The 26,689-nt window shown below is 65.9% G+C and carries 29 protein-coding genes; 17 read left to right on the top strand and 12 right to left on the bottom strand.

Annotated elements, in window-relative coordinates:
• Position 1: 1 nt before the first annotated feature.
• The 3 genes from ACAG25_RS00255 to ACAG25_RS00245 are packed head-to-tail and all read right to left on the bottom strand — an operon-like array spanning position 2 to position 3,207.
• Positions 2-937, bottom strand: coding sequence for an SMP-30/gluconolactonase/LRE family protein (locus ACAG25_RS00255; RefSeq protein ID WP_370486295.1), 936 nt, complete (start codon positions 935-937; stop codon positions 2-4).
• Between the two features lie 27 nt (positions 938-964).
• On the bottom strand, positions 965-1,930 hold the full coding sequence (locus ACAG25_RS00250; RefSeq protein ID WP_370486294.1) for a zinc-binding dehydrogenase: 966 nt from the start codon (positions 1,928-1,930) through the stop codon (positions 965-967).
• Positions 1,927-3,207 carry an acyl-CoA dehydrogenase family protein gene (locus tag ACAG25_RS00245; RefSeq protein ID WP_370486293.1) on the bottom strand — a complete coding sequence of 427 codons (1,281 nt, stop codon included), beginning with the start codon at positions 3,205-3,207 and terminating at the stop codon, positions 1,927-1,929. Before ACAG25_RS00245 ends, ACAG25_RS00250 begins: the two co-directional genes overlap by 4 nt.
• A 170-nt stretch (positions 3,208-3,377) precedes the next feature.
• Here ACAG25_RS00245 and ACAG25_RS00240 point away from each other — a divergent pair, with 170 nt between their 5' ends.
• Positions 3,378-4,121 carry an SDR family NAD(P)-dependent oxidoreductase gene (locus tag ACAG25_RS00240; protein ID WP_370486292.1) on the top strand — a complete coding sequence of 248 codons (744 nt, stop codon included), beginning with the start codon at positions 3,378-3,380 and terminating at the stop codon, positions 4,119-4,121.
• Positions 4,122-4,156: 35 nt separating this feature from the next.
• Positions 4,157-4,786 (top strand): TetR/AcrR family transcriptional regulator, encoded by a 630-nt coding sequence (locus ACAG25_RS00235; protein WP_370486291.1) that lies wholly within the window; start codon positions 4,157-4,159, stop codon positions 4,784-4,786.
• A 128-nt stretch (positions 4,787-4,914) separates the two neighbouring features.
• Here the strand turns inward: ACAG25_RS00235 and ACAG25_RS00230 are convergent, their stop codons facing one another.
• From ACAG25_RS00230 to ACAG25_RS00220, 3 genes are read right to left on the bottom strand one after another with little or no spacing between them, the layout of a single operon-like run.
• Positions 4,915-5,493 (bottom strand): carboxymuconolactone decarboxylase family protein, encoded by a 579-nt coding sequence (locus ACAG25_RS00230; RefSeq protein WP_370486290.1) that lies wholly within the window; start codon positions 5,491-5,493, stop codon positions 4,915-4,917.
• A gap of 35 nt (positions 5,494-5,528) precedes the next feature.
• The gene (locus ACAG25_RS00225; RefSeq protein ID WP_017205332.1) at positions 5,529-6,629 is read right to left on the bottom strand and encodes a zinc-binding dehydrogenase; all 1,101 of its coding nucleotides are present in this window, start codon (positions 6,627-6,629) and stop codon (positions 5,529-5,531) included.
• Positions 6,626-8,119, bottom strand: coding sequence for an acetyl-CoA acetyltransferase (locus ACAG25_RS00220; RefSeq protein ID WP_024445489.1), 1,494 nt, complete (start codon positions 8,117-8,119; stop codon positions 6,626-6,628). Before ACAG25_RS00220 ends, ACAG25_RS00225 begins: the two co-directional genes overlap by 4 nt.
• 51 nt (positions 8,120-8,170) lie before the next feature.
• Between ACAG25_RS00220 and ACAG25_RS00215 the strand changes: the two genes are divergently transcribed.
• From ACAG25_RS00215 to ACAG25_RS00200, 4 genes are all read left to right on the top strand, one after another.
• On the top strand, positions 8,171-8,857 hold the full coding sequence (locus ACAG25_RS00215; RefSeq protein WP_011560606.1) for a TetR/AcrR family transcriptional regulator: 687 nt from the start codon (positions 8,171-8,173) through the stop codon (positions 8,855-8,857).
• Positions 8,858-8,902: 45 nt separating this feature from the next.
• Positions 8,903-9,340 (top strand): PaaI family thioesterase, encoded by a 438-nt coding sequence (locus ACAG25_RS00210; RefSeq protein WP_011560605.1) that lies wholly within the window; start codon positions 8,903-8,905, stop codon positions 9,338-9,340.
• The gene (locus ACAG25_RS00205; RefSeq protein ID WP_011560604.1) at positions 9,340-10,251 is read left to right on the top strand and encodes an alpha/beta fold hydrolase; all 912 of its coding nucleotides are present in this window, start codon (positions 9,340-9,342) and stop codon (positions 10,249-10,251) included. The genes ACAG25_RS00210 and ACAG25_RS00205 overlap by 1 nt, the downstream gene beginning before the upstream one ends.
• Positions 10,252-10,341: 90 nt before the next feature.
• Positions 10,342-10,923 (top strand): TetR/AcrR family transcriptional regulator, encoded by a 582-nt coding sequence (locus tag ACAG25_RS00200; protein WP_005110548.1) that lies wholly within the window; start codon positions 10,342-10,344, stop codon positions 10,921-10,923.
• A 16-nt stretch (positions 10,924-10,939) separates the two neighbouring features.
• Here ACAG25_RS00200 and ACAG25_RS00195 read toward each other — a convergent pair whose 3' ends face one another.
• From ACAG25_RS00195 to ACAG25_RS00185, 3 genes are read right to left on the bottom strand one after another with little or no spacing between them, the layout of a single operon-like run.
• Positions 10,940-12,139 (bottom strand): NAD(P)/FAD-dependent oxidoreductase, encoded by a 1,200-nt coding sequence (locus tag ACAG25_RS00195; protein ID WP_011560602.1) that lies wholly within the window; start codon positions 12,137-12,139, stop codon positions 10,940-10,942.
• Positions 12,136-13,524 (bottom strand): cytochrome P450, encoded by a 1,389-nt coding sequence (locus tag ACAG25_RS00190; RefSeq protein WP_011560601.1) that lies wholly within the window; start codon positions 13,522-13,524, stop codon positions 12,136-12,138. The genes ACAG25_RS00195 and ACAG25_RS00190 overlap by 4 nt, the downstream gene beginning before the upstream one ends.
• Before the next feature lie 30 nt (positions 13,525-13,554).
• Positions 13,555-13,875 (bottom strand): 2Fe-2S iron-sulfur cluster-binding protein, encoded by a 321-nt coding sequence (locus ACAG25_RS00185; protein WP_011560600.1) that lies wholly within the window; start codon positions 13,873-13,875, stop codon positions 13,555-13,557.
• 114 nt (positions 13,876-13,989) lie between these two features.
• Here ACAG25_RS00185 and ACAG25_RS00180 point away from each other — a divergent pair, with 114 nt between their 5' ends.
• The 11 genes from ACAG25_RS00180 (at position 13,990) to ACAG25_RS00130 (ending at position 23,125) form a co-directional block, all read left to right on the top strand.
• Entirely contained in the window at positions 13,990-14,994 is a 1,005-nt protein-coding gene (locus tag ACAG25_RS00180; protein WP_011560599.1) for an AraC family transcriptional regulator, read from the top strand.
• Between the two features lie 280 nt (positions 14,995-15,274).
• Positions 15,275-16,441, top strand: coding sequence for a thiolase family protein (locus tag ACAG25_RS00175; RefSeq protein ID WP_011560598.1), 1,167 nt, complete (start codon positions 15,275-15,277; stop codon positions 16,439-16,441).
• Entirely contained in the window at positions 16,438-16,875 is a 438-nt protein-coding gene (locus tag ACAG25_RS00170) for a Zn-ribbon domain-containing OB-fold protein (RefSeq protein WP_011560597.1), read from the top strand. The genes ACAG25_RS00175 and ACAG25_RS00170 overlap by 4 nt, the downstream gene beginning before the upstream one ends.
• Positions 16,872-17,915: an LLM class flavin-dependent oxidoreductase gene (locus ACAG25_RS00165; protein WP_014382413.1), complete on the top strand. Its 1,044-nt coding sequence runs from the start codon at positions 16,872-16,874 to the stop codon at positions 17,913-17,915. The genes ACAG25_RS00170 and ACAG25_RS00165 overlap by 4 nt, the downstream gene beginning before the upstream one ends.
• Entirely contained in the window at positions 17,908-18,366 is a 459-nt protein-coding gene (locus ACAG25_RS00160) for a MaoC family dehydratase N-terminal domain-containing protein (protein WP_011560595.1), read from the top strand. The genes ACAG25_RS00165 and ACAG25_RS00160 overlap by 8 nt, the downstream gene beginning before the upstream one ends.
• Positions 18,363-18,788, top strand: coding sequence for a dihydroxy-acid dehydratase (locus ACAG25_RS00155; RefSeq protein ID WP_011560594.1), 426 nt, complete (start codon positions 18,363-18,365; stop codon positions 18,786-18,788). Before ACAG25_RS00160 ends, ACAG25_RS00155 begins: the two co-directional genes overlap by 4 nt.
• Before the next feature lie 32 nt (positions 18,789-18,820).
• Complete coding sequence (locus tag ACAG25_RS00150) at positions 18,821-19,312, top strand: MaoC family dehydratase N-terminal domain-containing protein (protein ID WP_017205330.1); 492 nt, start codon at positions 18,821-18,823, stop codon at positions 19,310-19,312.
• Positions 19,309-19,779 (top strand): MaoC/PaaZ C-terminal domain-containing protein, encoded by a 471-nt coding sequence (locus ACAG25_RS00145; RefSeq protein ID WP_011560592.1) that lies wholly within the window; start codon positions 19,309-19,311, stop codon positions 19,777-19,779. Before ACAG25_RS00150 ends, ACAG25_RS00145 begins: the two co-directional genes overlap by 4 nt.
• A gap of 43 nt (positions 19,780-19,822) precedes the next feature.
• A complete protein-coding gene (locus ACAG25_RS00140; protein ID WP_011560591.1) occupies positions 19,823-20,590 on the top strand; it encodes an enoyl-CoA hydratase/isomerase family protein in 768 nt (255 codons plus the stop codon).
• Position 20,591: 1 nt separating this feature from the next.
• The gene (locus ACAG25_RS00135) at positions 20,592-21,404 is read left to right on the top strand and encodes a TIGR03084 family metal-binding protein (RefSeq protein ID WP_011560590.1); all 813 of its coding nucleotides are present in this window, start codon (positions 20,592-20,594) and stop codon (positions 21,402-21,404) included.
• Positions 21,401-23,125: an acyclic terpene utilization AtuA family protein gene (locus ACAG25_RS00130; protein WP_370486289.1), complete on the top strand. Its 1,725-nt coding sequence runs from the start codon at positions 21,401-21,403 to the stop codon at positions 23,123-23,125. The genes ACAG25_RS00135 and ACAG25_RS00130 overlap by 4 nt, the downstream gene beginning before the upstream one ends.
• Here the strand turns inward: ACAG25_RS00130 and ACAG25_RS00125 are convergent.
• The 3 genes from ACAG25_RS00125 to ACAG25_RS00115 form a co-directional block, all read right to left on the bottom strand.
• On the bottom strand, positions 23,122-23,715 hold the full coding sequence (locus ACAG25_RS00125; protein ID WP_011560588.1) for a TetR/AcrR family transcriptional regulator: 594 nt from the start codon (positions 23,713-23,715) through the stop codon (positions 23,122-23,124). The genes ACAG25_RS00130 and ACAG25_RS00125 overlap by 4 nt on opposite strands.
• Before the next feature lie 219 nt (positions 23,716-23,934).
• Positions 23,935-25,488, bottom strand: coding sequence for a long-chain fatty acid--CoA ligase (locus tag ACAG25_RS00120; protein ID WP_011560587.1), 1,554 nt, complete (start codon positions 25,486-25,488; stop codon positions 23,935-23,937).
• Positions 25,489-25,514: 26 nt separating this feature from the next.
• The gene (locus ACAG25_RS00115) at positions 25,515-26,669 is read right to left on the bottom strand and encodes an acyl-CoA dehydrogenase family protein (protein ID WP_011560586.1); all 1,155 of its coding nucleotides are present in this window, start codon (positions 26,667-26,669) and stop codon (positions 25,515-25,517) included.
• Between the last annotated feature and the right edge of the window lie 20 nt (positions 26,670-26,689).

Genomic DNA, 26,689 nt, shown 5'->3' with positions numbered 1-26,689 from the left:
GTCAGCGGCTGTGTGCCAGTGCGAGTCCCGGCCGCGGCCAGGGCATGCTCGCGAGGCGTCCGGTGCCCGACAGCGTGACGAACGCGGTCCGCAGATCGGGACCGCCGAAGCAGATGTTGGTGGTCAGCGGGTCGCCGGTCGGATAGAACTCGACGGTCCCGCCGGTCGGGTCCACCGCGGTGATGCCGCCGGCCATCAGCGTGCCGACGCACACCCAGCCCTCGCCGTCGACGGCCAGCGAGTCCAGGCCGTGCATCTCGCGCTCACCGCCGAGGCCGCGCAGCACCGTGCCGCCGTGGCCGGCCAGGCCGGGGATCAGGACCGGGGTGCCGGGACCGCTGAGCTCCCACGAGATCAGCCGGCCGGTGAAGGTTTCGGCGGTGTAGAGACGCTTGCCGTCGGGGGACAGTCCGATGCCGTTCGGGCAGTCCAAGGGGAAGATCGCCTCGGTGATGGAGCTGCCGTCGGCCTTGCCGTAGAACAGGCCGGTGCGGTCCTGGGTGCGCTCGAAGGTGATGCCGAGATCGGTGAACCAGAAGCCGCCCTGGTCGTCGAAGACGATGTCGTTGGGGGAGCGCAGGGGCCGGCCGTCGCAGCTGTCGTAGACCACCTCGACCGCGCCGGTGTCCAGGTCGATCCGCTCGATGCGGCCACCGGAATAGCGGCTCGGGTCGTGGGGGCCCGGCGCCATCAGCCCGCCGTGATCCACCCACGTCATCGAGCCACCGTTGTTGGCGCAGTAGAGCTTTCCGTCGGGCCCGACCGCCAGGCCGTTCGGTCCGCCACCGGGCTCGGCGACCACGGTCTTGGTGCCGTCGGCAGCGATGCGGGTGATGCGGGCGTGGGCCAACTCGACGACGACCACGCTGCCGTCGCTCAGAGCGACGGGACCTTCGGGGAATCCCAGTCCCTCGGCGATGATGTTCAGCTCGGACATATCACATTCCTTCCGGGTCGTTTCGGGCTAAGCGTTGGGTTCGGTGTAGAGGCGTCCGCTGACTTTGCCCTGCGAAAGCCGTTCCAGCGCTTCGGGAACGGAGTCGAACGGAACCTGTTCGAGGCCCGGGGTCAGGGAGCCGTCGGCGATGAGGGCCAGGACCGCCTCGAGTTCGTCGCGGGAGGCGCCGAGTGAGCCCTGCAGCCGGATGTTGCGGGTGACCAGCGCGTGGCTGCTGATCTCGGCCCGCGCCGACCCGAGCCCTACGACGACCACCCGGCCGCCCCACTTGACCCTGGCCACCGCGTCGGCGGTGGTGGTCCCCATGCCGGCGAAGTCGACGATCACATCGACGGGGCGGGGCACGTCGGTGATGCTGGTGAAACAGTCCGAGGCGCCCTGCGCGCGTGCGGCGTCGAACGTGGTCGGGTCGATGTCGACGCCGTACACCGTGGCTTCCCGCAGCGCCGCAACCCGTACGCCGTTGAGGCCCAGGCCGCCCAGTCCGATGATCGCGACGCGCATGCCGGGTCCGATCTCGGCTTCGGTGACGACCGCGTGGTAGGCCGTGGCGATCGAATCGGTGGCGACCGCGGCCTGGGCCATCGACACCGCGTCGGGTACCGCGACCAGGACGTCGGCGCTCACCACCATCTGCTGGGCGTAGCCGCCGTCGCACCCCAGGCCCGGCGCTTTGAGCGCATCGGCCGTGTCGATCGGGTGCGAGATCAGTGCCACGGCGACCCGGTCGCCGATCTGCACGTCGACGACGCCCTCGCCCAGTGCGTGCACCACACCGGCCACCTCGTGACCGAGCACGATCGGCCGCTTGCGCAGCCAGTTCCCGTCGGTGCCGTGCAGGATGTGGATATCGGAGTGACACAACCCTGCGGCATGGACGTCGAGGAGCACTTCCCCAGGCCCGGGCCGCGGGGATTCCAGGTCTACCTGGACCAATCCCTCTGCGGGCGTGTCGAATTGGTAAGCCTTCATGATTCGAGGAGTTCGGCGAAGCGGACCAGGGCGGCTTCCCGGCGGGACGGGACGTGCTCGGTCGGCCTGTTGTCGGCCGGTGGAGTGTAGTCCCGCAGGATCAGCCGGGCCACGGTCTCGCGGTGGACCTCGTCGGGACCGTCGTAGAGCCGGGAGGCGCGCGCCAGCCTGTACATCCAGGCCAGCGGCAGGTCATCGGAATAGCCCAGGGAGCCGTGGATCTGGATGGCGCGGTCGATGACGTCGTGGAGCACCTTGGCGCCGAAGAACTTGATCAGCGCGATGTCCTTGCGGGCGGCCTTGACGCCCTGCTGGTCGATGACCCACGCCGCGTGCAGGGTCATCAGTCGGGCGGCCTGGATCTCGGCGGCCGAGTCGGCGATCCAGGCGCGCACGGTCTGCTTCTCGCCCAGCACACTGCCGTGTGCCCACCGGTAGGTGGCGCGCTCGCACATCATGTCGAACGCGCGGGTGGCCTGGCCCATCCACCGCATGCAGTGGTGGATGCGGCCGGGCCCGAGCCGCTTCTGCGCGATGGCGAAGCCGTCGCCGACGCCGCCGAGCAGGGCATCACCGGGCACGCGGACGTTGTCGAAGACCACTTCGGAGTGGCTGCCGTACGGGCTGCGGGCAGTCCCGGCATGATCCAGGGAGGCGATGTCGCGCAGGATGTTCAGCCCCGGGGTGTCGGCCGGGACGATGAACTGCGAAGTGCGGCTGTGGGCGGGCGCCTCGGCGTCGGTGACGGCCACCACGATCATGAAGTCGGCGACCGAGGCGTTGGTGATGAACCACTTGCGGCCGTTGATGATCCATTCGTCACCGTCCTTGACGGCGACCGTCGACATCCGGGTGGGGTCGGACCCGGCGTGGTCCAGTTCGGTCATCGCGAATGCCGAATACATCTCGCCGGCGAGCAGAGGTTTGAGCCAGCGCTCCTTCTGCTCGGGCGTGCCGGCCTCGGCGAGGATCTCGCTGTTGCCCGAGTCGGGCGCCTGGTTGCCGAAGACCAGCGGCGCATACGGAGACTTGCCGAGGATCTCATGCATCAGGCCCAGCTTGACCTGACCGTAGCCCTGGCCGCCCAATTCCGGGCCCAGGTGCGCCGCCCACAGCCCCTGGGCCCGCACCTGCTCCTTGAGCGGTGCGATCGCCTCGAGCATCTGCGGCCAGGTGAGGTCGAGGGTCTCCAGCGGGAAGATCTCGGTCCGGACGAATTCGTCCATCCAGTCCAGCTTGGCCTGGAACTCCTGATCCGCGAAAAGTTCGGTGATCACTGGTCTTCCTTTCAACGCAACATGGTGATGCGCGCCACCTACCCTAACGGGCACAATATCGGTTGTCCACTACATTTATCACACGACAGTGGGGTCATAAACCATCTGAACAGCGATGATGCCGTCGCAACCATCAGAATAAATATAGTGCGTCTGATACATTAATGTCCATGACGGACATGAGCGGTCAGGTTGTTGTGGTCACCGGCGGCAGTCGCGGGATGGGCCGGGAGATGGTCAGGGCGTTCGCCGCGCAGGGCGCGCACGTCGTGATCGCCAGCCGCAAGTTGTCCAACTGCGAGGCGCTCGCCGACGAAGTCCGTGCGCACGCGGGAGTCAGAGCGCTGCCGGTCGAGTGCAATGTCAGCGACTGGGCGGACTGCGATCGACTGGTCGAGGCTGCATACGGTGAGTTCGATCGGGTCGACGTCCTGGTCAACAACGCGGGGATGTCTCCTCTGTACCCGAGCCTGGATCAGGTCGACGAGGCCCTGTACGACAAGGTGCTCGGGGTGAATCTCAAAGGGCCGTTTCGGCTTTCGGCGTCGATCGGTTCGCGGATGGCCGCCGATGGTGGCGGTTCGATCATCAACATCAGTTCGGTCGCCGCGATTCGCCCCGACCCCCACACCGTGCCCTACGCCGCGGCGAAGGCCGGACTTAATGCGCTGACCGAAGGTATGGCCCAGGCGTTCGCCCCGAAGGTGCGCGTCAACGCCATCCAGTGTGGCCCGTTCCTCACCGACATCTCCGAGGCGTGGACCCCGCAGATGCGCGAACGTATGGAAGGCAGCGTCGCGTTGCGGCGTTGCGGCGAGCCCGACGAGGTGCTCGGTGCCGTCCTGTACTTCGCGGGAGCGCAGTCCTCGTTCTGCACGGGGGCGATCCTGCGACTCGACGGCGGCATGGCTTAGGGCCGCTAGCGAACCCGCACACATAACATCGAGCCATGCAGACGCCCCCGACCTCAGCGCCGCCGGAGCCCCGCCGCCCCGGCCGTCCCCGGGGCAGCGTCGCCGCCAACCGCGACGTCACCCGTGAGCGGATTCTCGATGCAGCGACGGAACTCTTTGCCGCGCAAGGCTTTCACGGTACCAGCGTCGCCGAGATCAGTGCCCGGGCGGACATCAAGGCCGGGGCGCTGTATCACCACATCAAATCCAAAGAGGAATTGCTGTGGGAGATCCTGCGGACGTACACGGGCAAGGCGCTGGCCGTCGCGACCAGCGTGACGTCGGCCGACGCCGAACCGGGTGAGAAGCTCGGCCGGCTCATCGAGGTGCACGTCGACATCATCACCACCCACCGCCGTGAGGTGGCCATCCAGATGCGCGACGCCGCGGCGCTCAACGCCGAACACGGAGTGCAGCTGCAGGCCCTGCGTCAGGGCGTCCAGGACTGCTGGGAGCGCACCATCGAGGAATGCTGGCCGGATCGCAGTGAGTCGGCTGTGCGGATCATCGCCAGCGGCCTGCTGGGCATGGTGAACTCGCTGTGGTACTGGTATCGGCCCGAACGCGGCGACACCCCCGACCAGATCGCCGAGCAGTTCCGCGCCCTGGTGACGAAGGATTTGTGAGAGCACCCTCTGGGGTGCGTCTCGCTGATCTTGTGTCCGAGGGGGGACTTGTCCGTCTACGACACGGGTCGTGGTCTGGCGATTGGGGCGCTGACCGCTTCGGTCAAGCACCGGTCCACGTTTTTCGCTCAATCGCAACCCTGAGGAGCTCGCCCATCGGGCGGCCAGCCGTCGGTACCGGACTCAAGCGGAATATTCAGAGATCGAAGCAGGATCGAAAAGAGCCGCCAATTGGCGATTGCTCCGACAAGTTCGACCAAAACGGCGTGATCGCTATTGAATGCCTTCTGGCACCCAGCCCAGTTTTCCTCGGAGATGACCCCGTCGCGTACCACATCATCGGTCGCTGCGAGGACCGCACGCTCGACTGGCCCGAGGCTTTCGGAATTCTGCCAGTCGCGCACCGCCAGGAGATCATGCTCAGGCACGCCGAGCAGTGTGGCGATTCGCCAATGTTGAGTCCATTCGTATTCGGAGCCAGTAATCCAGCCGATGCGCATGATGACCAGCTCGCGTAGCCGCGCGTCAAGGGAACCGCGGAAGAGTAACGCGTCTAGCAGCCCATGCAGCGCAACCGCCACACGCGGCTGATGAAGTGCCACGCGGAATACCGACAGGTCTGCCAACTCTTCGGGCAACCCACATTCGGCAGCTCGCAGCTGGGCCTGCTCACGGTCGAGCATCGGTACGCGTTCCGCCATGGTCACGGGTGGCCCTCTCTGTTGAACCTCTGCCCACGCCGTTAGGGCGTGGGCAAAAAGACGTTGTGCAGCGCCCCACTTGATCGGGCACTTTCATCTGCAAGCGAAGTGAGCAGCTGCGCGAGCCCAGCGAATCCGGTTGATTCTCTGGTGATCCGGTCGAACGGCCAGCGGCCCAGGGCGAGAATCTCGAGGGCTGCCCGGTGGGCGGGATACTCCACGCCGAGTGCGCCTACGACGTGTAATTCTTTATAGACCAACAAGTCTGGTTCAAACCGGGGCGTGCCGCCTCCTCCACGGGTGCCGGCCACCACAATTGTGCCGCCGGGCCTGGCAAGGCCGACGGCATCGGCGAACGCGGAGGGTGCTTTAGCGGTGACGTCGACGACCACGTCGGCAAGCCGTCCGCCTGTCTCACGCTGGAGCGCGGTCACTGCATCGTCCTGCGATACATCGATGGGCAGGTCGACACCGAATGATCTGGCTATGGCCAGTCGTTGTTCGTCGCGTGGGCCTACGCCGGTCATCGCGACGAACGCGGCTCCCGCCTCTTTGGCCGCCACCGCCGCACAGATTCCGCGGATGCCGGGCCCCAGGATCGCTACGACGTCCCCGGCCTTGGTGTCGGGAAGAGTCGCCCCCCACTGGATACCGGCCCCGAGAGGGTTGAACAACGTGGCGAGAACGGGGTCCATGTCTTCGGCAATCGGGAGCAGCATCGCGTCCCACGGAAGCTCCACATGGGTGGCGTATCCGCCCCATAAGCCCGCGCCGACCTCCACGTCGACAAACCCGAACATGGTGGCGATGCCGTTCACCGCGCACCGCCGGTATTCGCCGCGGCGGCACTCGGGGCAGTCTCGGCAGGACCGGAACACCTCAACGGCCACGCGCTGGCCGGCTTGTACACCCCAGCGTTGGCCAGCCGCAGCGCCAACATGTTCGACGATGCCGACGATTTCGTGCCCTGGAACGAATGAGAAGCCGGCAGGCAGGTGTCCGGTGAATTGTTCGTGATCTGTTCCGCACAGACCGCATGCTTCAACTCGCAGGATCGCACCCCGGTCGCCGACGTCGGGGATGGTCATCTGGCGCCGCTGCAGACTCCGCGGTCCGGTCAGCACCATCGCCTCGGCGATCATGGAAGCTCGAACCCGGTGAACGACCCTGTGTTTCGGAGGCACACCGTTTTACCTACGTACATTTCCGCGCCCATCGCCTCGGCGATCTGCGGATCGTCGCTGCGTGCGACGACTCTTTGCCCGTCGGACAGGTGCGCGATGATCGGAGTCCATCGAGGTTGGCCGTCTCGGTCGTAGACGACGGTGTATCCGTCGACTGTCGCGCAACCGGTCGCCTCGTCGGCGCCTGCGACGGCCAGCCGCGATGAATCGATTTGAGCTTGTTCGACCGCCGTGTCGAGCAGTCGCCACCCGGCTGGTGGCGGGGTGGCCGACCACACACCGACCGAATGCTTCGTCGAATACCACCCGAGGCCGGTGACGAGTCCGGCATCGGTTGGGTCGCGTCGGCACCGTCGGACCATCTCCACGATCGAGTGGCTGACGTAATTGTTTCCGGGACCGCCGTGATAAGGCAGGCCTCCGGTTACTGTGAGGCCTCTGTCGTCGAGGGGGTCCAAGTCGAGAGCCTCGGCAGCCATCTCAATTGCCGACGGGAAGCAGGAGTAGAGGTCGAACCACCGGATGTCGTCGGTGGTCAACCGGCCCGCATCGAGAGCCTTCCGTGCCGCTACCTCGATACCCGATGAGCGGCTGAGGTCCGGCCGTTCCACGGGGAAGTACACGTCGTTGCAAGTCGCTGCTGACCAGGGAAAGACCCAACGATCGCGCGCGACGCCTAATTCGTCCGCCACCTCGGCCGCCATGAGAATGAAGGCGGCAGCCATGTCGACGGACATGATGCTGTTGAGCAGCTTGGGATAGGGCAAGCAGACCATGCGGTTTTCCGCGGTGACTTCGCTGAGTTCGGTGGCACTTCGTGCGCGTGGGAACCAGGCCTGTTCCGGATGGCGTGCCGCCTCGGCTGTGAACGGGGCCATCAGCGTGCCCAGCCACTCCCGTTGAGCATCGAAGTCGCGGCCGTGGCGCGCGGCGATCGCGGACTCGAAGATGGGATACACCTCGTGCGGCCAACTCAGACCCACCGACAATTCGGCTTGACTCAGCCCGGGGCGGGCGTCGCCCAGGGATTCGTCGTCGGAGCGGGGTGGGGGCGGCGAGTCGAGAAGTGCCCCGCCCTGAAGCTTGCGTGCGGAATGCCCGCTCTCCGCCCCGACGACCAGGACGACATCTGCACGGCCTTCGCCTATTTCGCCACCCAACACTTCGACGAGATACTGCGGGGTGTTTCCGCCGACGGGACAGCTGATGCGGCGGGCGGGACTGATGTGCATCGCTTCGGCGATCCTGCTGGCGGGATTGTCGCGCGGTATGACCAGGATGCCCGGAGTCGCGACGGTGTCGATGCGCCGCTCGACCGGGCGACTTGCGTCTTTGACCGCGCGGCGTGCGGCTTCTACCGCCAAGTCGATCGGGTCCACGAAGTCGTTCCCGCGATGGGTAACTTCGCCCACGCCGACGACAACCGGGGTACGCGCTTCTACCAACATCGGCATCGGCATCCGCTCAGGGCCACGGGGCTGACTTGAGACATAACTGCGATGGTGTCATGTGCGTGGGCAAGTCACAATGGTGTGCGCTCGCGGCATACTGGCTGTGTGTCGACGAGGTTGTTGAGATGGGGCGCCGCCGCGCCGACAGATCGTGGGTCCGCTCGCGACCGGTTGCTCGATGCTGCCGAGCGGTGCCTCGAGAGTTGCGGTGTGGTGGGCACGACCATGGAGGACATCGGCAGAACAGCGGGTGTGTCCAGGGCAACGGTGTATCGCTACTTCCCCAGTCGGGAGGCGGTGATGTCGGGTGTCATCATTCGCGCCGCCGAGCGCTATCTCGACCGCATCAGCCCGCGGATCGCGGCGCACGCCGACCTGGGCTCCGCGCTCGTCGATTTCGTGGAATACACGGTTGAGGCCGCGCGCCGCGAAGAGATCATCGGATTGTTGTTCGGCAGCGACGAGGAACTCGCCGGCGTGGGTCTCGCGGCGGGGACCTCGACGTCCCTCTTCGAAATCGTCACCGAATTTCTGCGTCCCATCTTCACCAGACACTGGAGTTGCGTGGAACCGGGCGTCTCCGTCGACGACGCCGCCGAGTGGGTTGTCCGCACGATATTGAGCCTGCTGACTGTTCGAGGGCCGCGGGAGCGCAGTCGTGACGGACTCCGGGCGTTTCTGTCGAGGTTTCTCCTTCCGGCGATCCTGGCGGGTGACCACGCTCGACCGATGTGACATCTATGGCGTAATGTCTCGACGGCAGATGAGGTAGGAGGGCCTGTGCAATTCACCACGTTCAACGAACAGGTCGCTGAGCAACTAAAGAGCGCAGCAGAAACCACGGGCGGGTTGGCCGGTTACCTCGGCTTCCGTCACACCGAATTCACTGCGGGACGGCTCGTCGCGGAGATGGACGCACGCGACGACCTGAAGACGCCTTTCGGGAACCTGCATGGGGGCTGCTTATCGGCCATGGTCGACCACTGCCTCGGAGTGGTGTTTTATCCCGTGATTCCACTGGGATCTTGGGTCGCGACAACGGAGTTCAAACTGAATCTGCTTCGTCCGGTCTCTAGCGGCACCTGTGTAGCCACAGCCGAGATCATCTCGCTGGGCAGAACCAGCGGTGTGGCGCGTATCGACATCTGCAACGACGGCAGAGCGGTGTGTGCGGCCCAGGGAACCGTCACCGTCGTCGCACCGAAGACGAGCTCCTGATGTCGGCAAAGAGAACAGGCGATTCGTCGGCTCCTGTGGTCGAGCGCGTGCCCACGGCGGACGGGCTGACGCTGGCGGTCGACCTCTACCGCTGTGATGCGCCGCGGGCGGTCGTGTTGCTCCTTCACGGCGGAGGTCAAAGCCGACACGCCTGGGACGTCACCGCCCAACGCCTGCACCAGCGGGGCTACACGGTGGCCGCGTACGACACCAGGGGACACGGGGACAGCGACTGGGACCCCGACGGACGCTACGACGGGGACCGGCTTGGATCCGACCTATTGGCCGTGCGCTCATACGCCGATTCCGGCCGCCCCGTCGCCGCGATCGGCGCCTCTCTGGGCGGCTTGACCATTCTCGGAACACACTTGCTCGCCCCGCCGGACCTATGGCAGGCCGTCGTCCTGGTTGACGTCACTCCGCGAATGGAGATGGAAGGCGCCCGACGAGTCGTAGCGTTCATGTCGGCACACCCCGAAGGTTTCGACAGCCTAGAGTCGGCCGCTGACGTGATCGCCGCCTACAACCCGCACCGCCCTCGCCCCGAAAACCTCGACGGCCTCCGAAAAGTCCTCGCCCGTCGCGAAGACGGTCGCTGGGCCTGGCGATGGGATCCAGCTTTCGTGACGTCGAATTTCCAGTTCCTGCAGGGTGATCCAGACGAAGGCGCTAAAGACTTCGACATGATGAGCGCGTTCCTTCTTGATGGTGCGAGGCAGGTGTCCGCGCCAACGCTGCTGGTCCGGGGCCTACTATCTGACATGGTCTCCGAAGAGACAGTAAAGCATTTCCTGACCGTCGTTCCGCACGCGCAAACCGTTGACGTATCGGGCGCGGGACACATGATTGCCGGCGACAACAACGACGCATTCTCGACGGCGGTCGTCGAATTCCTCGACAGGACCACATGAACCCTGCTGTCGGTTGACTGCCCATGTAGGGCTGGCGCCTATCCTGCTCCTATGCCAACTGAACCAGCGCGGGTGTCTTTCCGCCGGCATGTGCGCGAAAAGGTTTTGAGGGCGACACGAGAACTCGCCATCGAGAAGGGCTGGGATCAGGTCCGGATGAGCGAGGTTGCCGAATCGGTCGGCGTCTCCCGCCCGACGTTGTACAAAGAGTTCGGCGACAAACAGGGGCTCGGCGACGCGCTTGTGGTGTCGGAGGGCCAGCGCTTTATGGAAGGCATTCTTGCCGTCCTTGCCGAACACGTGGGCGACGTGCGGGGCGGCATCACCGCAGCGGTGCAATTCACCCTCTGTGAAGCAGAAGACAGCCCGCTCCTCAAGGCAGTTCTGACGTCCAACCCTTCGGGGAATGATCGCGGTGGCTCGTCGTCTACTGGAGTCCTACCTCTTCTGCCGACGTCGGCTTCCCTGCTTCAGCTCTGCTCCGCGGCTCTGATCACGTGGTTTAACGACCACTTCGACGATCTCGATCCCGAAGACGTTGAGGAGGTCGCAGATGTTCTGGTGCGACTGACAGTGAGTCATGTTGTACTCCCAGCCGCGGACATCGCCACCACCGGTGAGCGGATCTCCCGCGTAGCACTCAGGTACCTGGGAGTTGTCCACAGTTTGTAACTAGCAAGCTCTCGTGTCAGATCGAGCCGGCGAGGAGCTCTGAGCGGTCAACTCGGAGCTGCTGGCTGATGGCCCGCTTACTGAACATGAAATCGCGAGGACGGTTGACGCAGTCGGCGGCGATGAGTTCACGATCGCGGAAGTAGAAGCAGCTGAAGTCACGGTCACGCGACGGGTCGCCGCTGAAGACCACTTCGTCGTATCCGGTGTTGAGACCGGCGATCTGGAGTTTGAGATCGTACTGGTCGGACCAGAACCACGGAAGCGCAGCGATTGCGCTGTGTTTTCCGCAGATTGTCGCCGCAGCGATCTTGGCCTGCTCGCCGGCGCTCGATACGGATTCCAAACGAATACGCGAGCCGTATCGAGCCATGGTGTGGCTGGTGCAGTCGCCGGCGGCCACGATGTCGGGGTCGCTGGTGCGGGCCTGGTCGTCGATCACGATGCCGTTGTCGACGGATAATCCTGCGGCCGAGGCGAGCTCGGTGTTCGGCACCACACCGACGCCGACGATGACCAAGTCGGCGGGGATCGGTTCGCCGCCTGCCAGCACGACCTCCTGCACTCTGCCGTTGCCGGAGAAGGCTTCGACGAGAGCGTGTGTTCGGATCTCCACTCCCTCGCCGTTGTGGATTCGGGTGTAAAACGCGGAAACCTCCGGCGCGGTGACCCGTTCGAGTACACGCTCGGTTGCCTCGAGGACGGTGACGTTCATGCCGAGCGAACACAGCGAGGCCGCCGTTTCCAACCCGATGTAACCGCCGCCCACGATCACAACCCTCCGACCCGGTGTAGCGGCGGCACGGATCAACTCGACGTCTGCAGCGGTACGCAGGTAGTGAATTCCGGGAAGATCCACCCCTGGTGTGGGGAGTCGTCTGGCCCTTGCGCCGGTGCACAACGCGAGCTTGGTGTACGTCAGCGTGTCGCCGGTGCTCAGAGACACACGCTTGGCACTCCGGTGGATCGCCTCCACGGTCGCATTCAAGAGTCGAATGTGCTGCTTTTCGTAGAAATCAGCGCCGCGAATCAGGAGGTCGTCGAGGCCGTTCTTGCCGGCCAGGTATCCCTTCGACAACGGAGGCCGGTGGTAGGGCAGTCCCCCCTCGTCGCCGATGAGCACGACCTCCCCAGACCACCCCTCCCTTCGAAGATTAGCTGCCAACTGCGCGCCGGCGTGGCTCGCGCCGACGATCACCGCTCGTTCGGGAGTCACGCACTTGGCCTGGGAGTGAGGCGAACCATCAGCTTGCTGATACCCCTGACGAAATTCGATTGCACATACTCGGGTTCGCCGACCACCTCGATGTTCTCAAAGCGAGGGAGCAATTCCTCCCACAGGATTCGAAGCTGCAACTCAGCAAGTCGGTTTCCCATGCACCTGTGCACGCCGAACCCGAACGAGATGTGATTGCGGGCGTTGCTCCTATCGATGATCAACTCATCGGCCCGCTCGAAGACACGCTCATCGCGGTTACCAGAGGCGTACCACATCACGACCTTGTCGCCCTTGCGGATGAATTGCCCGTTCAACATGATGTCTTTTTTCGCGACTCGGCGCATGTACGCCAACGGGGTCTGCCAGCGAATGATCTCGGATACCATGTTGGGAATCAGGTCAGGGTTCGCCTTCAACTTCTCGAACTGATCGGGGAACTGGTTCAAGGCGAGAACCCCTCCGCTCATCGAGTTGCGAGTCGTGTCGTTTCCCCCGACGATCAGCAGTACCAAATTGCCGAGGAATTCCATCGGGCGGTCGATGAGATCCTTAGTGTCCTCGTTGGCCTGCAGCATCGTGATCAGATCGAAGCCCGGTCGCTCCCCGTTGGCGGTACGGGCCGCCTTGTCATGCCAGAGAGCGCTGAGACCCTTCGCCATGTCGACCATGCCACGAAACACTCTGTCGTTGTCGGAAGGACCACCATTGGCTTGCTCCATGGAGGTGGCGAGGTCCGACCATTCCACGAGCTTGTGCCGCTGCTCGTACGGGAAGTCCAGCAGGGTCGCGAGCATGCGCGCTGTCAGTTCGATGGAGACGTGGTGCACCCAATTGAACGGCTGATCCACCGGTAGATCGTCCAGCACTTCCTGGACACGCGAGCGGATCAGCCCCTCCATCTCGCGCAGGTTCTTCGGCGCGACAACCCCTTGGACGGAAGCGCGCTGCAAGTCGTGTTGTGGCGGATCCATCGCGATGAACATGGCGATGTCCATGAAGCGGGGCGGTCTCCCGATGATGATGAACGGCTCTGCGGAGAAAGCCTCGTGGTTCTTGTCGACGGCGATGATGTCCGCGTGGCGGGTCACCGACCAGAACGGGCCGAACGCACTGTGAGCCTGGTAGTGCACCGGCGCCTCGTTGCGCACGCGTTCGAAGTAGGACTTCCAGCGGCCTTGGCGGTAGAGGAACGGGTTGCTGAGATCGATGTCGGCGATATCAACGTCCTCGACCGGAGGAATGGGCGTCTCGGTGAAGATCTTCTTACCATTGGTTCCGGTTACCCACCGGCGTGTCTTGTCGTAGAGGTGTGCGCCGCGGATTTGCAGCTCCAGAGGCACGGCAGACTGGGCTTTGGCGGCCACTGCCGCGGGAATACTCATTATTGTTTCCTCCAAATCCATGACGTTGTTTCAGAGCTGGAACTCAGGTAGCTCGACCGTCAAGCCATCCCATGCCTCGGAGGCGGACATCTGGCAAGACAGCCTCGACGTCCGCTGACGCTCGGGGTTCATCGCGAGCATCTCCTCTTCGTTGGCGCCGCAGAGTCCCACCGTGTCCGACCACTCGGGAGCGACGATCACGTGGCACGTTCCGCATGCGGCTTCCCCTCCACAATCGCCGTCGATGCCGGGCACCGCGTTGTTGACCGCAACCTGCATCAAGGACTGCCCTTCGGCCAAGGGGGCTTCGTACTTCTCGCCGTCGTGAGAGACGAAGGTGACGACTGCCATGATTAACTCTCCTCAATTTGGAACTCCTCTATTTAGCGTTGTCGCGCGTGACCAGCGTCGCTAGGCTCGCAGGAGTCAAAAAGTTGTGTTTTTAGCTCACGCGCAGGGAGGCACGTGAAACTCGACGACTCGGGTATGCCAGCGCTGGCTTTCCTGCAGATGCTGGACAGTGAGGCGCTGGGGCATGACGCCAGCATTGCGCTCCGCAGCATCATGGTTCGCGAGCACGTTACCGAGTCGATGTTGGTGGGTCGCGACGCGCAGGTCCCCTTACGGTGGTTCAGGGAGATATATTCCGATTTCGATTGTGATCAGGGAACCCGTCTGGGTTTCGCGTTCGCTGAACACGCCAAACTGACGTCCTTTGGGGCACTCAGTGTTCCCTTGGTCAGCGCGGGCTCGGTAGCCGAGGTTGTCGAGTTGCTTGCTTATCTGCCGGTGATCACCACAGCCCTCAGCCCGACGTTCCATTCGACGGAACGCGGCCTCACGATCGGGCTCACCGGTCGCACCGGTGACGCGGGCCTGAACTGCCTGGCCGTCACCTACGGTGGGCTGGCGCTGTTGCGTCTGCTCGACATGCTCGCGGGTGCCGTACCGAATATTGAACTGCATTTAAGTCATTCAGCGCCGGAGTCGTGGGTTCTTCATGACGAAGTGTTGGCGGGTCGGATCTTCTTCGACGCCCCCAGCTCGTTCGTCCACGTTCCCGCGGCTTCGCTCGAGGAGGTCTGTCGATTCTCCGATCCTGTGGCGTACCGGATTGCCGTCACCGATTTGCAGCGAACTCTCGATCAACGACGTGACACGTCGGTCTCCGAAAAAGTAAGGGACCTGCTCGAAAAAGATCCCGGAAAAACGAACATCAGCCGGACGGCGGGCGAGCTTTCGATATCCCCGAGCACGTTGAAGCGGCGCCTCCGCGAAGAGGGGACCACCTTTCGCGAATTGCGTCAGTCGTTCTTGCGGGAGCGAGCAATTCTGCGACTTCTCGACAGATCGTTGTCTGTAAGCGAGATCGCGGCAGAACTCGGGTACGCGGAGCTCACGAACTTCACACATGCCTTCAAACGGTGGACCGGTCGTTCACCGCGCCACTTCAGAAAAACGCGCGACTGAGGGCTATAGATCCGCCCCGGCGTGTGCCGGGCGACCATCGGAACCAGCGGGCTTCACGATCGGCCTCATCTGTCACCTGGACATCGTCGAGAAACGACACGATCGGCGCGGGTTTCGGTCATCGCAGCACCCTCTTGGGAAGAGGCGCAAGGACATTCCAGAGAATCCATACCGCGCTAGCGGCGGGTGCGGGCGGGGGTGACGCGGACCTCTAGGCACGCTATGCTAACCGTCGTTCACGTCGGGACCGGCGTTGGACGCGTGGTCGAGAGGAGTCCGGATGCCACACGACCAGCCGGCCATCATCGGTGCCGCCGAACTCGCTCCAGGGAGAAACGTTCCGTACACCTCCACTGAATTGCATGTGCGCGCCGCGGTCGCGGCTCTCGCCGACGCAGGGGTGGTCCCAGACGAGGTCGACGGTCTGGTGTGCGCCGGGCCGATGACGAACGAGGGTTCGATCTTCCTGTCCGAGGACCTCATGGACTATCTCGGGCTGCACAATCTGAAACTTCAGATGACCTGTCAGCTTGGCGGCGGGACCCATCTCGCCATGACGCGCATGGCGAGTAACGTCATCGCCCGGGGCGAGGCCGAGACGGTGCTGGTCGTGTCGGCGGGCAAGTTTCCACCGATCCGCGATGGCGGGCGCGAACTGATGGCGCTGGTGTGTGACCACGCGTTCGAGATGCCCTATGGACCGTCCGTGCCGGCGCTCTACGGTTTGATCGCGCAGGCCTGGATGCACGAGACGGGACAGGGCAAGGCGGACATCGCCGAGGTCACCGTGTCGCAGGACCGTTGGGCCGCACTGAACCCCGCGGCTATCGCGCACGGCGCTCAACGCCTGACTGTGGAGGACGTGCTGGCGTCCCGGCCGATCGCCGGGCCGTTCCACTTCTACCACTGCTCGATTCCCTGCGAGGGCGGTGGCGCGCTGGTGCTGGGCTCGGCCCGCCGGGCTCGCGCGGGCAAGCACCGGCCGGTGCATTTGCTGGGCTTTGGAGAGGGTCACACCCACGGTTTTCTGACCTCGCTGGCCCGGCCGGGTCGTACCGGGGCCGCCCGTTCGGGTCCGATGGCCTTTGAGCGCTCCGGACGGGCGCCGGCCGACGTCGACATCGCTTTGCTCTACGACGCCTTCGCCTCCAACCCGGCGATGATCCTTGAGGAGGCGGGTTTCGTGAAGCCCGGTGGGGCAGGCGATTTCTACCGTGACGGCTGCGCCGATCCGGGGGGCGACCTTCCGGTGAACACCGACGGCGGCCTAATCCGGTTCGGGCACACCGGGACCTCCTCTGGCATTTCGCAGATCCTTGAGGGTTACTGGCAGTTGTCCGGTCGCGCCGAGGGCCGTCAGGTGCCCGGGGCGGATACCGCGTTCGTGCACAGCTACGGCTCGATGCTGTGCAGTCACGTCAGCATGGTGATGGAGGGAGCGTCATGACCGCAGCTTCGAGTTCTCTCGACGGTCTGCACGATCCTGAGGCGCTGCCGCCGCTGACCGATGTCAACCGTCCCTACTTCGCAGCAGCGGCCCGCGGTGTACTCGTCTTCCAGCGGTGCGCGAACGACCACCCTTTCCTCTACCCGCGGCTGGTGTGTCCCGTCTGCCATGACGGTGAGTTGGCCTGGGAGACCGCGGCGGGTACTGGTGAGATCGTCAGTTTCGCGCCGGTGTACCGCCCCCCGTGGGACTCGTTCCCGCGCAGCGAGCCGTACGTCGTCGTGCTCGTTCGTCTGGACGAGGGGCCGCAGTTGTTGGCCAGTCTCGAGGGCGTGGCCCCAGATGAAGTTGCGATCGGGGCGAGAGTGCGCGCAGTGTTCGAGCGGGTGAACGAGGACCTTGGGCTGGTCCGATTCAGGCTGGCGGCGTCGTGACCACGTACGGGGTCTCGGTGCTCGGCGCGGACTTGGCCACCCTTGTCGAGACCGCCGAGGCTACCGACCTCGCCGGCTTCGACGCCGCCTGGGCCTCGGAGTTCTACTCGCGCTCCGGCTCGATCTCGATGGCCGCGATGGCCGCGCGCACAAAGCGCTGCCGCATCGGGTCGTCGATCCTGTATGGCGTCGGGCGCAGCCCGCTCGTGCTCGCCACCGAGGCGCGTGACCTCGACGAGCTTTCAGGCGGGCGCGTCGTACTCGGGCTCGGCAACGGTACACGCCGCATGATGAGCGACTGGCACGGCGTGGAGGACACCTCCGCTCCCGCTCTGCGCATGGAGGAGCTGGTCCCGCTCGTGCGTCGGATCTGGAACCTGCACGAGGGCCCCGTGCGCCATGAGGGGCGCTTCTACCGGATGAATCTCGTCCCAACCGGCGACGTCGCGCCGCCGAAGCGAGCGATCCCGATCATCACCGCGGGCGTGCGTCCGCGGATGTGCGAGGTGGCAGGGCGCGTAGCCGACGGGTTGGCTGGTCATCCGCTGTTCACCACGACTTACGTCGAGGAGGTCGCCCGCCCAGCCGTCGTGCGCGGTGCGGAGCGGGCCGGACGCGATCCCGCCGACATTGAGATCGTCTCGATGGTCATCTGCGCGGTGCACGACGACCCACAGATCGCACGTCGTGAGGCCGCGCAGCAGATCGCGTTCTACTCCTCGGTGAAGACCTACGAGCACGTGCTCGACGTCAGCGGTTTCGCCAGGCAGGCAGCGGCCATCCGCGACGCGTTCGCACGGCGTGACCTGCCGGCCATGTTCGCCGCGGTCACCGACGACATGATCGACGCGATGGCGGTGGCCGGCACCGCCGCCGAGGTCCGAGAAGGGCTGCGCCGCTACGAGGGCGTGCTGGACCACATCGTTCTCTACTCACCCTCGATTGGTCTCGCGCCCGAGCGCATCGCCGAGAACCTCGGCAGCCTCATTCGCGATTGTGCGCCGGCCTTCGCCGGCGGGAAAGGTGACCAGAGTGGCTGACGCATCGCTCATCGGGACGCAACTCGGGAGGACCACGTTTCCCGTCGACCGGTCCAAAGTGCGCGAGTTCGCACTTTCGCTCGGCGACCGCGACCCGATCTACCAGGACGTCGCGGCCGCCCGCGCCGCCGGCTTCGGCGCGATCCCCGCTCCTCCGACCTTCGTCGTCTCCTCGGCTCACTGGCGCGCCGACGACGACATGTTCGGCGCCCTCGGGCTCGACCTGCGACGCGTACTGCACGGTGAGTGCGGCTGGGAGTATTTCGCGCCGGTGTTCGTCGGCGACGAGCTCACCGAGACTCGTCGGGTGTCGAACGTGACCAGCCGCGAGGGGAAGCGCGGCGGCATCATGACAATCGTGACGATCGAGACCGACTTCACCAACCAGCGCGACGAACTCGTCGTGCGCCAGACCGACGTCTTGATCGAAACCGGAGGCTCCACCCAATGACGACATCCCCCGCGCCGGTGGCGTTGGCCATCGGCGACGAGATGCCGACCTCACAGTTCGGCCCGCTGACGCGCTCGCACATCGTTCGCTACGCCGGCTCCGGCGGCGACTTCAACCCGATCCACCACGACGAAGAGTTCGCCCGCGCGGCCGGCATGCCCGGTGTGTTCGGCATGGGACTGCTGCACGGCGGTGTGCTCGCGCAGCGGCTGACCGCCTGGGTGGGGCTGGCCAACATCCGCTCGTTCCGCATCCGGTTCACCGGTCAGGTATGGCCCGGTGACCTGCTCAGCTTCGGCGGCAGGGTCACCGGCGTGCGCGAGGCCGGAGGGCAGCAGGTGGCAGACCTCGAACTCGTGGTCACGCGCCAGACCGGCGAACCCGCGATAAAGGGGAGCGCCGTCGTGCAGGTGACCCGGTGAGCGCGCCAACGAGCGACGTCACCGGCCTCGGGATGACGTTCGGGACCTTCGACGAAGGCCGGGCGTGGGTCGGTCATCGCTCCGAACCGCGGCATGCGTGGTTCCCGATCGACCGCTCGATGGTGTTGTACTACTGCTCGCTCGTCGAGGACGCGAACCCCCGTTACTGGGAGGGTGAGGACTGCCCGCCCGGGCTGCTGATGAGCCTCGGCTTCGCGCCGCAGTGGGTGCCCGGGTACCTAGCGCGTGCCGACATGATGTTCGCGCTCAGCGTCCCGTTGCCGGGCCACCACATCATCAACGCCTCGACGACGACGGAGTTCGAACGCCGGCCCCGGGTAGGCGATCACGTGTCGATCGTGGAGGAGATCGCCTCGATCTCCGAGCCCAAGACGACGCGGGTGGGCACCGGTGTGTTCATCACCACGGTGAGCACCTTCTCCGACCAGCACGGTGAGGTCATCGGCCGCAACACCAACGTGCTCTTCCGATACGACACCGCCGATAGTGAAGGCGCATCATGAACGACTCCACCGAGCGCAGCATGGTCCGCGTCCCCGTGCGGTTCGAGGACATCGCCGTCGGCGACACCCTGACGCCCGTCTCGATCGAGATCAGCTACAAGCGCATCTGCATGAACGCGGCTTCGACATGGGACTGGTTCCCCGGTCACCACGACCCCGACTACGCGCGCAGCCAGGGCCAGCGCACGATCTACCTGTCAACCCTCTTCTTCCATGGCTTCATCGACCGCGGCCTCAACGAATGGGCCGGACCCGACGCGCTCATCCGGCGCCGCAGAATCTCAATGATCCGGTCGATCTATCCGGGCCAGACCGCAACCCTGAGCGGCAAGGTCGTGGCCAAACGCGACGATGGCGGACGGCGCCTCGTCGACCTCGAGTTGCTCGTCTCGAGCGAAGATGGTCCGTGCGTGCCGAGTGAAGCCACCGTTGAGCTGGCCGACCCGTTTGTCGAGGTGCCGGGGTGAGCTGCCACTCACATGCGAGGCGACGGTGAGGGACGGAGGCTCGGTGGCCGAGCAACCGGTTCGCTACGAGGTCGTCGACAGCGTGGCCTGGCTGACGATCAACCGGCCCGAGGCGCGCAACGCGCTGAACAACGCTGTGCGCACGGGGCTTTTCGACGCGGTACGCCGCTTCAATGACGACGACGCGGCGAAGGTGCTCGTCCTCACCGGCGTGGGCGATAAGGCGTTCTGCGCCGGCGGGGACTTGAAGGAGATGGCGCAGAACGCGCTCAAGGTGCCCCCGAAGGACTTCGCTCCGCAGTTCGGCCGCAACATCGATGTCGCGAAGCCGACGATCGCGGCCGTCAACGGTGTCGCGTTCGCCGGGGGCTTCCTGCTCGCGCAGCAGTGCGACCTGGTCGTGGCTGCCGAACACGCGACCTTCGCCGTCAGCGAGGTCAAAGTCGGCCGCGGGTCGCCGTGGGCGGCACCGCTATCGTGGCTGGTGCCCCCACGCGTTGCCATGCAGATCCTGCTGACCGGCGACCCGATCACCGCCGAGCGCGCCCACCAGGTCGGCTTAGTCAATGAGGTGGTGCCGGCCGATCAGTTGCGCGAGCGTACCCGGCAGTTGGCGCTCAGCATCGCCGCGAACGCACCGCTATCGGTGCTTGCGTCCAAGCGCACCGTGTACCTCTCGGCACAGCACCACCTCGCCGCCGCCTACGACCTGGCCGACGAGATATGGGAGCCGGTCTATCTGAGCGACGACGCGCAGGAAGGCCCGACGGCGTTCCGCGAGAAGCGCGCACCACAGTGGAAGGGACGCTGACATGGCGGTGACCATGCAGTCGGTAATCGCCGACATCGAAGCCGAAACGGCCGCGTTGCGCGAACTCATCGCACCGCTGCCCGAAGGTCCGCGCGGCTGGGACGCGCCGACTCCGGCCGTGGGCTGGGCGATCCGCGACCAGATCAGCCATCTGGCGTTCTTCGACGACGTGGCGGTGCGCTCGGCCACCGACCCCGACGGTTTCAGCAGCGACTACCTGCCGATGATGGCCGACGGAAGCATCTCACCCGACGTCATCGCTGAGCGCTACCGTCAAATGCCGGCTGCCGACCTGCTCGCGTGGTTCGACACGTCGCGTGCAGCCCTCGTTGCGGCGTTCGCGGACATTGCCCCGGCGACCCGCCTGCCGTGGTTCGGGCCGACGATGAGCGCGGTCTCGTCGCTGACAGCGCGACTCATGGAGACCTGGGCGCACGGCCAGGACATCGTCGACGCGCTCGGCGCGACCCGCGAGGCCACGGCACGGCTGCGGCACGTGGCCCACATCGGGGTGGGTGCGCGCGCTTTCAGCTACCTGGCCAACGGTCTGGACCTCCCCGCGGACCCGGTACGCGTCGAGCTGACCGCTCCGGACGGCAGCGTCTGGACGTGGGGGCCAGCCGACGCCGCCAACCGCGTGAGCGGGCCGGCGCTGGACTTTTGCCTGTTGGTGACCCAACGCCGCCACCGCGACGACACCGCTTTGGTCGCCGACGGACCGCTGGCCGACCAGTGGCTCGCGATCGCCCAGGCCTTCGCGGGGCCCCCTGGCGGCGGGCGCGTGGCGGGCCAGTTCGCAGGGGGTCAGCGGTGAGCGTCCCGGTCCGCATCGGCAACTGCTCCGGCTTTTACGGCGACCGCATCGCCGCAGCCCGCGAGATGGTCGAGGGCGGACCGATCGACGTCCTGTGCGGTGACTATCTGGCCGAGCTGACCATGCTCATCCTGGCCAAGGCCCAGGCCAAAGACCCGTCCGGCGGGAACGCGCGGACTTTCCTCACCCAAATGGAACAGGTGCTGGGCACCTGTCTCGATCGTGGCATCAAGGTCGTCGCGAACGCGGGCGGGCTGAATCCCGCCGGCTTGGCCGCCGCGTTGCGCGAGCTGTCCGCACGTCTCGGCCTCACCGCGCGCGTCGCGCACGTCGAGGGCGACGACCTACGTGGCGACCTCCACGCAATCACGCCGCCCGTCGGCGACATCAAACCGGTGTCGGCCAACGCCTACCTCGGCGCCTGGGGCATCACCGAGGCGCTGCATTCGGGCGCCGACGTCGTCGTGACCGGCCGGGTCACCGACGCATCCCTCGTGGTCGGTCCCGCGGCCTGGTGGCACGCCTGGGCACGCGCCGACTGGGATCGGCTCGCGGGTGCGGTCGTCGCCGGGCACGTGATCGAGTGCGGCCCTCAGGCGACGGGCGGCAACTACGCGTTCCTCGACGAGATCACCGACCGCCGCTACCCGGGGTTTCCGATCGCCGAGGTCGCCGAGGACGGCTCTTCGGTGATCACGAAGCATCCCGGCACCGGGGGACTGGTCTCAGTCGGCACGGTCACCGCCCAGCTGCTCTACGAGATCGCTGAACCTGCCTACCTCGGCCCCGACGTCGTCGCCCACTTCGACACCATTCGCCTGGCTCAACAGGGTGAGCACCGTGTCGCGATCAGCGGTACGAAAGGCAGTCCGCCGCCGGACACGTTGAAGGTGGCGCTGAACGAGGTGGGCGGCTTCCGCAACACGATGACCATGGTGCTCACCGGCCTCGACATCGAGGCCAAGGCGGCCTTCGCCGAACAGCAGCTCTTCGACGTTCTCGGCGGACGCGACGCCTTCGACGAAGTCGACGTGCGACTGTTGCGTTTCGACGTCTCCGATGCGCCGACGAACGAGCAAGCCTGCGCGCACCTGCGTGTGACGGTGAAGGACGCCGACCCGCGAAAGGTGGGCCGAGCCTTCTCCGGCGGGGTCATGGAGATCGCCCTGGCTGGTTTCGCCGGCTTCCACACCACCACGCCACCGTCCTCGGAGACCGCGTTCGGCGTCTACCGGCCGGCCTACGTTCCGCGCTCGGCCCTCACGCACGTGCTCGTCGACGCCGACGGCAATCGGCACGTGATCCCTGACCCGCCGACCGGTGCGGTCCCGCCGGCTGGGATCGCCCCGCCCGCGAAGCTGCCGGCGCCATCCGGGCCGACGCGGCTCGCGCCGCTCGGGTCGGTACTCGGTGCGCGGTCCGGAGATAAGGGCGGCAACGCCAACCTCGGACTGTGGGCACGCGACGACCCCGGTTACGCGTGGGCGCGCGAGTACCTGAGCGTCGAGCGGCTGCGCACACTGCTCGGGCCGGAGACGGCGCACCTGCGCATCGAGCGCTTCGAACTGCCGAACCTGCGCGCGCTCAACGTGGTGGTGCACGGCTTGCTCGGTGACGGGGTGGCCTCCTCGACCCGGCCGGACGCGCAGGCCAAGGGGCTCGGGGAGTACGTGCGATCCCGAGTGGTGGACGTTCCCGAATCGCTGCTCGACACACACTAAATCCGGTGCGGGGCGCCGTCTACCTGCTGTGTAACCGCGCGGCTGAACAGCGCCGCAACGGCCGCGGCGGCCAGCATCGCCTCAATCGTCGCGTCGTCCAGCGACGCCGGCATGTACGCGGACGCGTTGAGCAATGACAGCACGGCGGCGACCAGGCCCTGTGCGCGCTCACGGTCCAGATCGCCCCGTGCTCGTACGAGCGCGTCGACCCAGAAGGACTCGTACCTGTGCTGTCGGCGTCGCAGGGCACGGGTCGCCAGCGGCGACAGCGAGCGGTGCTCGCGGGCGTAGACGGCCAACAGGCCGCGTCGTCGCGCGCCGAAGGCCGCGTGTAGGTCGACAAGGGCGTGCAGGACCTCCGTCGGTGTGCCGGCGTTGGTGGCGCGCCGGGCGCCGGCCAGCAGCTCAGTCATGGCGGCGTCGCATAACTCGCGCAGGATCGCGTCCTTGTTCTGAAAGTGCCGGTAGACGGCCGGCCCGCTCACCCCTGCTGCGGCACCGATGTCGTCGATGCCCACGGCGTGAAAGCCTTGCCGCGCGAACAGGTCGGCGGCGGCCTCGAGGAGCAGTTTGCGGCGCAAACCGGCCACTTTCAGGCCTCCTGTCGATTTGTGGTTACGTTGTTCGCCGTCCGATCCGCTGGGCCGGGCTGGGATCCTACCGGCGCTGGGGTTGCCTGCGTCGGCACCCGCCGCACCAAATCAAGGGAGGTGAACGAAACCGCTAGCCCCCGCCGATGCTGTCGCATCCTCTTCTCAGTTCATGATTTAGGGGCCCTGCTTCGAACCCGCGATGTGCAGCGGCACGACTCAGCGCAAAACGACTCCGCCCTCGATGCCCGTGAACTGCGCGCGCAGCTCGGTCTTGAGCAGCTTGCCGGTGGCATTGCGCGGCAGTTCGGCGACGAAGTGCACGTCACGCGGACACTTGAAGTGTGCCAGCCGCTCCCGGCACCACGCTACGATCTCCTCGGCGCTCGGCGCCTGTGTCGCCGGGTCGGCGACCACGACCGCGACGACGCGTTCGCCCCACTTCGCGTCCTTACCGCCGATCACGGCGGCGTCGAACACCGCCGGGTGGCGGAAGAGAACCTGCTCGACCTCGATCGGGTAGACGTTCTCGCCGCCGGAGATGATCATGTCCTTCTTGCGGTCGACGAGGGTGATGAAGCCCTCGGCGTCCATGCGCCCGAGGTCGCCCGTGTGGAACCAGCCCCCGCGTAACGCCTCGGCGCTCGCCTCGGCCTTCATCCAGTAGCCGGTGAACACATTCGGGCCGCGCACGATCAGTTCGCCCACGGTGTCGGTCGCGACGTCGCGGTCGTCGTCGTCGACGATGCGGGCGTCGACATGCATTGCGACGCGGCCGATCGACCCGGCCCGCGTGCTGACGTTCTCGGCGTCGAGGACGGTCACCAAGGGAGCGGTCTCGGTCATGCCGAAGCCCTCGGTGAAGGGCACGCCTCGCTCGCGCATGAAGTCGATGACCGTGAGGGGGACGGGCGACCCGCCGCCCATGGCGAAACGCAGCGCAGACAGGTTGAAGGAGTCGAAGTCGGGCACCTGTGTGAGTGCGGTCCACATGGCCGGCACCATGAACTGGACCGTGACGTGGTGGTCGGCCATCGCCTGTAACGTCGCTCGCGGCTCGAAGGACGGCATGATCACGCTGGTGCCGCCGACGTACAACAGCGGCAGGGTGTGTACTCCCAGCCCGCCGATGTGGAACATCGGCGCCACCGCGACGGTGACGTCCTCGCCCCGCAGGCCGATGTCGGTGCCGAGGACGTTGATCGCGTTCCATAGCAGGTTGTCGTGGGTGAGGATCGCGCCCTTGGGTCGGCCCGTCGTCCCCGACGTGTACATGATGAACGCGGGGTCGCGGCCGTCGACGTCACCGTTGAGCGGTTCGGGCGCGGCGCCCGAGACGACGTCTTCGTAGCCGAGCTCGCCCGGCGCCGGCACCCCACCGGCGCGCACGACATGGCGCACGCGGACTCCGGACTCGGTGACGGCGCTCCTGGCCTGCGCGGCGAACGGCTCGTGGAAGACCAGAACATCGGCGCCTGAGTCGGCCAGGATGTAGCCGATCTCGGGTCCGGCAAGGCGCACGTTGAGCGGAACTGCAAGTGCGCCGATTTTGGCGCAGCCCAGCAGCACCTCGATGAACTCGGTCGAATTGACCAGCAGCATCGCGACCCGATCGCCCTTGCGCACGCCGAGGGCGATGAGTGCGGCGGCGACCTGGTTGGTGCGCCGATCGAGGTCGGCGTAGGTGATGTGCGCGCCGTTGCTGATCAACGCGGTGCGCCCGCCGTTGAGGAAGGCGCGCCGGCTCACCCACTGACCGATGCCGAGTTGCATTCGATTCCCTTTCATTCCGCGGCGACTCAGTAGGACGCGGGCAGTTTCAGGCTGTGCTGCGCCACGAAGTTGAGGATCATTTCGCGGCTGATCGGCGCGGTGCGCATGAGCCGGGCCGGACCCCACAACGTGGCGAGGCCGTACTCGGTGGCCATGCCGTTGCCGCCGTGGGTTTGAATCGCCTGGTCGAGCGCCAGGATGCCCGCCTCGGCTGCGGCATATTTCGCCATGTTCGACGCCTCACCCGACCCCGGATCGCCGGCGTCGTGCAGGGAGGCGGCACGCTGAGTCATCAACCGGGCCAGCTCAACCTGGATCTTGGCGTGGGCGAGCGGGTGCGATACGCCTTGGTGCGAGCCGATCGGCGTTCCCCACACGTGGCGGTTGCGGGCGTAATCGGCGGCTTTATCCAGCGCGTAGCGACCGATGCCGTTGCCGAGCGCCGCCCCCATGATTCGCTCCGGGTTCAGGCCCATGAAGACCTGGCGCAGGCCCTCGTTCTCCGCGCCGATAAGGTTGGCGGCCGGCACGCGGACGTCATCGAAGAATAGAGTGAACTGCTTCTCTGGAGTGACCGCCTGCACCGGGATGAGTGACTTGGTGAGCCCGGGGACATCGGTGGGCACGACGAGCAAGCTGAGTAGTCCGCGACCACTGTCGTTGGTAGACGTTCGGGTGACGACCAGGATCGCTTCGGCTTCGTCGACACCAGAAATGTAGTACTTGGTGCCGTTGATGACCCAGTCGTCGCCGTCGCGTTTCGCGGTCGTGGAGATGTTGTGCGAGTTCGAGCCCGCGTCCGGCTCGGTGATCGCGAATGCCATGATCGTCTCGCCGCTGGCGATGCCCGGCAGCCACTGCTGCTTGAGTTCCTCACTGCCGAATGCCTGGATGATCGTGCCGCAGATGGTCGGCGAGACGACGGTCATCAGCAGCGGGCAGCCCGCCGCGGCGAGCTCCTCACCGACGATCTGCATGTCGTAGATGCCGCCGCCGCCGCCGCCGTACTGCTCGGAAAGGTTCACCCCGAGGAAGCCCTGTTTGCCCACGGCCTGCCACAGCTCGGTGCTCTTCCCGCCGGCCAGCGACTTTTCCAGGTAGTACTCGTGTCCGAAGTCCTTGGCGATCTCGGCGACCGCCTTGCGCAGGTCCTGACGTTCCTCTGTCTCGTGCAATTCCATGACACTCCTCACATCGGTAT

The organism is Mycobacterium sp. pV006 (genome assembly GCF_041287115.1).
In the GTDB taxonomy this organism is placed as follows: Bacteria; Actinomycetota; Actinomycetes; order Mycobacteriales; family Mycobacteriaceae; genus Mycobacterium.
Note: the sequence above shows the minus strand (reverse complement) of the source record. Positions and strands in the feature narration are given on the sequence as shown.

Excerpts from the sequence above, each read along its gene's own strand:
- ACAG25_RS00240 (WP_370486292.1), top strand. The coding sequence starts at position 3,378 with ATGACGGACATGAGCGGTCAGGTTGTTGTGGTCACCGGCGGCAGTCGC.
- ACAG25_RS00225 (WP_017205332.1), bottom strand. The coding sequence starts at position 6,629 with ATGATCGCCGAGGCGATGGTGCTGACCGGACCGCGGAGTCTGCAGCGG.
- ACAG25_RS00120 (WP_011560587.1), bottom strand. The coding sequence starts at position 25,488 with ATGCAACTCGGCATCGGTCAGTGGGTGAGCCGGCGCGCCTTCCTCAAC.
- ACAG25_RS00175 (WP_011560598.1), top strand. The coding sequence starts at position 15,275 with ATGCCACACGACCAGCCGGCCATCATCGGTGCCGCCGAACTCGCTCCA.
- ACAG25_RS00135 (WP_011560590.1), top strand. The coding sequence starts at position 20,592 with ATGGCGGTGACCATGCAGTCGGTAATCGCCGACATCGAAGCCGAAACG.
- ACAG25_RS00205 (WP_011560604.1), top strand. The coding sequence starts at position 9,340 with ATGTCGGCAAAGAGAACAGGCGATTCGTCGGCTCCTGTGGTCGAGCGC.
- ACAG25_RS00250 (WP_370486294.1), bottom strand. The coding sequence starts at position 1,930 with ATGAAGGCTTACCAATTCGACACGCCCGCAGAGGGATTGGTCCAGGTA.
- ACAG25_RS00220 (WP_024445489.1), bottom strand. The coding sequence starts at position 8,119 with ATGTTGGTAGAAGCGCGTACCCCGGTTGTCGTCGGCGTGGGCGAAGTT.
- ACAG25_RS00170 (WP_011560597.1), top strand. The coding sequence starts at position 16,438 with ATGACCGCAGCTTCGAGTTCTCTCGACGGTCTGCACGATCCTGAGGCG.
- ACAG25_RS00185 (WP_011560600.1), bottom strand. The coding sequence starts at position 13,875 with ATGGCAGTCGTCACCTTCGTCTCTCACGACGGCGAGAAGTACGAAGCC.
- ACAG25_RS00115 (WP_011560586.1), bottom strand. The coding sequence starts at position 26,669 with ATGGAATTGCACGAGACAGAGGAACGTCAGGACCTGCGCAAGGCGGTC.
- ACAG25_RS00255 (WP_370486295.1), bottom strand. The coding sequence starts at position 937 with ATGTCCGAGCTGAACATCATCGCCGAGGGACTGGGATTCCCCGAAGGT.
- ACAG25_RS00150 (WP_017205330.1), top strand. The coding sequence starts at position 18,821 with ATGACGTTCGGGACCTTCGACGAAGGCCGGGCGTGGGTCGGTCATCGC.
- ACAG25_RS00190 (WP_011560601.1), bottom strand. The coding sequence starts at position 13,524 with ATGAGTATTCCCGCGGCAGTGGCCGCCAAAGCCCAGTCTGCCGTGCCT.
- ACAG25_RS00145 (WP_011560592.1), top strand. The coding sequence starts at position 19,309 with ATGAACGACTCCACCGAGCGCAGCATGGTCCGCGTCCCCGTGCGGTTC.
- ACAG25_RS00215 (WP_011560606.1), top strand. The coding sequence starts at position 8,171 with ATGGTGTCATGTGCGTGGGCAAGTCACAATGGTGTGCGCTCGCGGCAT.
- ACAG25_RS00155 (WP_011560594.1), top strand. The coding sequence starts at position 18,363 with ATGACGACATCCCCCGCGCCGGTGGCGTTGGCCATCGGCGACGAGATG.
- ACAG25_RS00235 (WP_370486291.1), top strand. The coding sequence starts at position 4,157 with ATGCAGACGCCCCCGACCTCAGCGCCGCCGGAGCCCCGCCGCCCCGGC.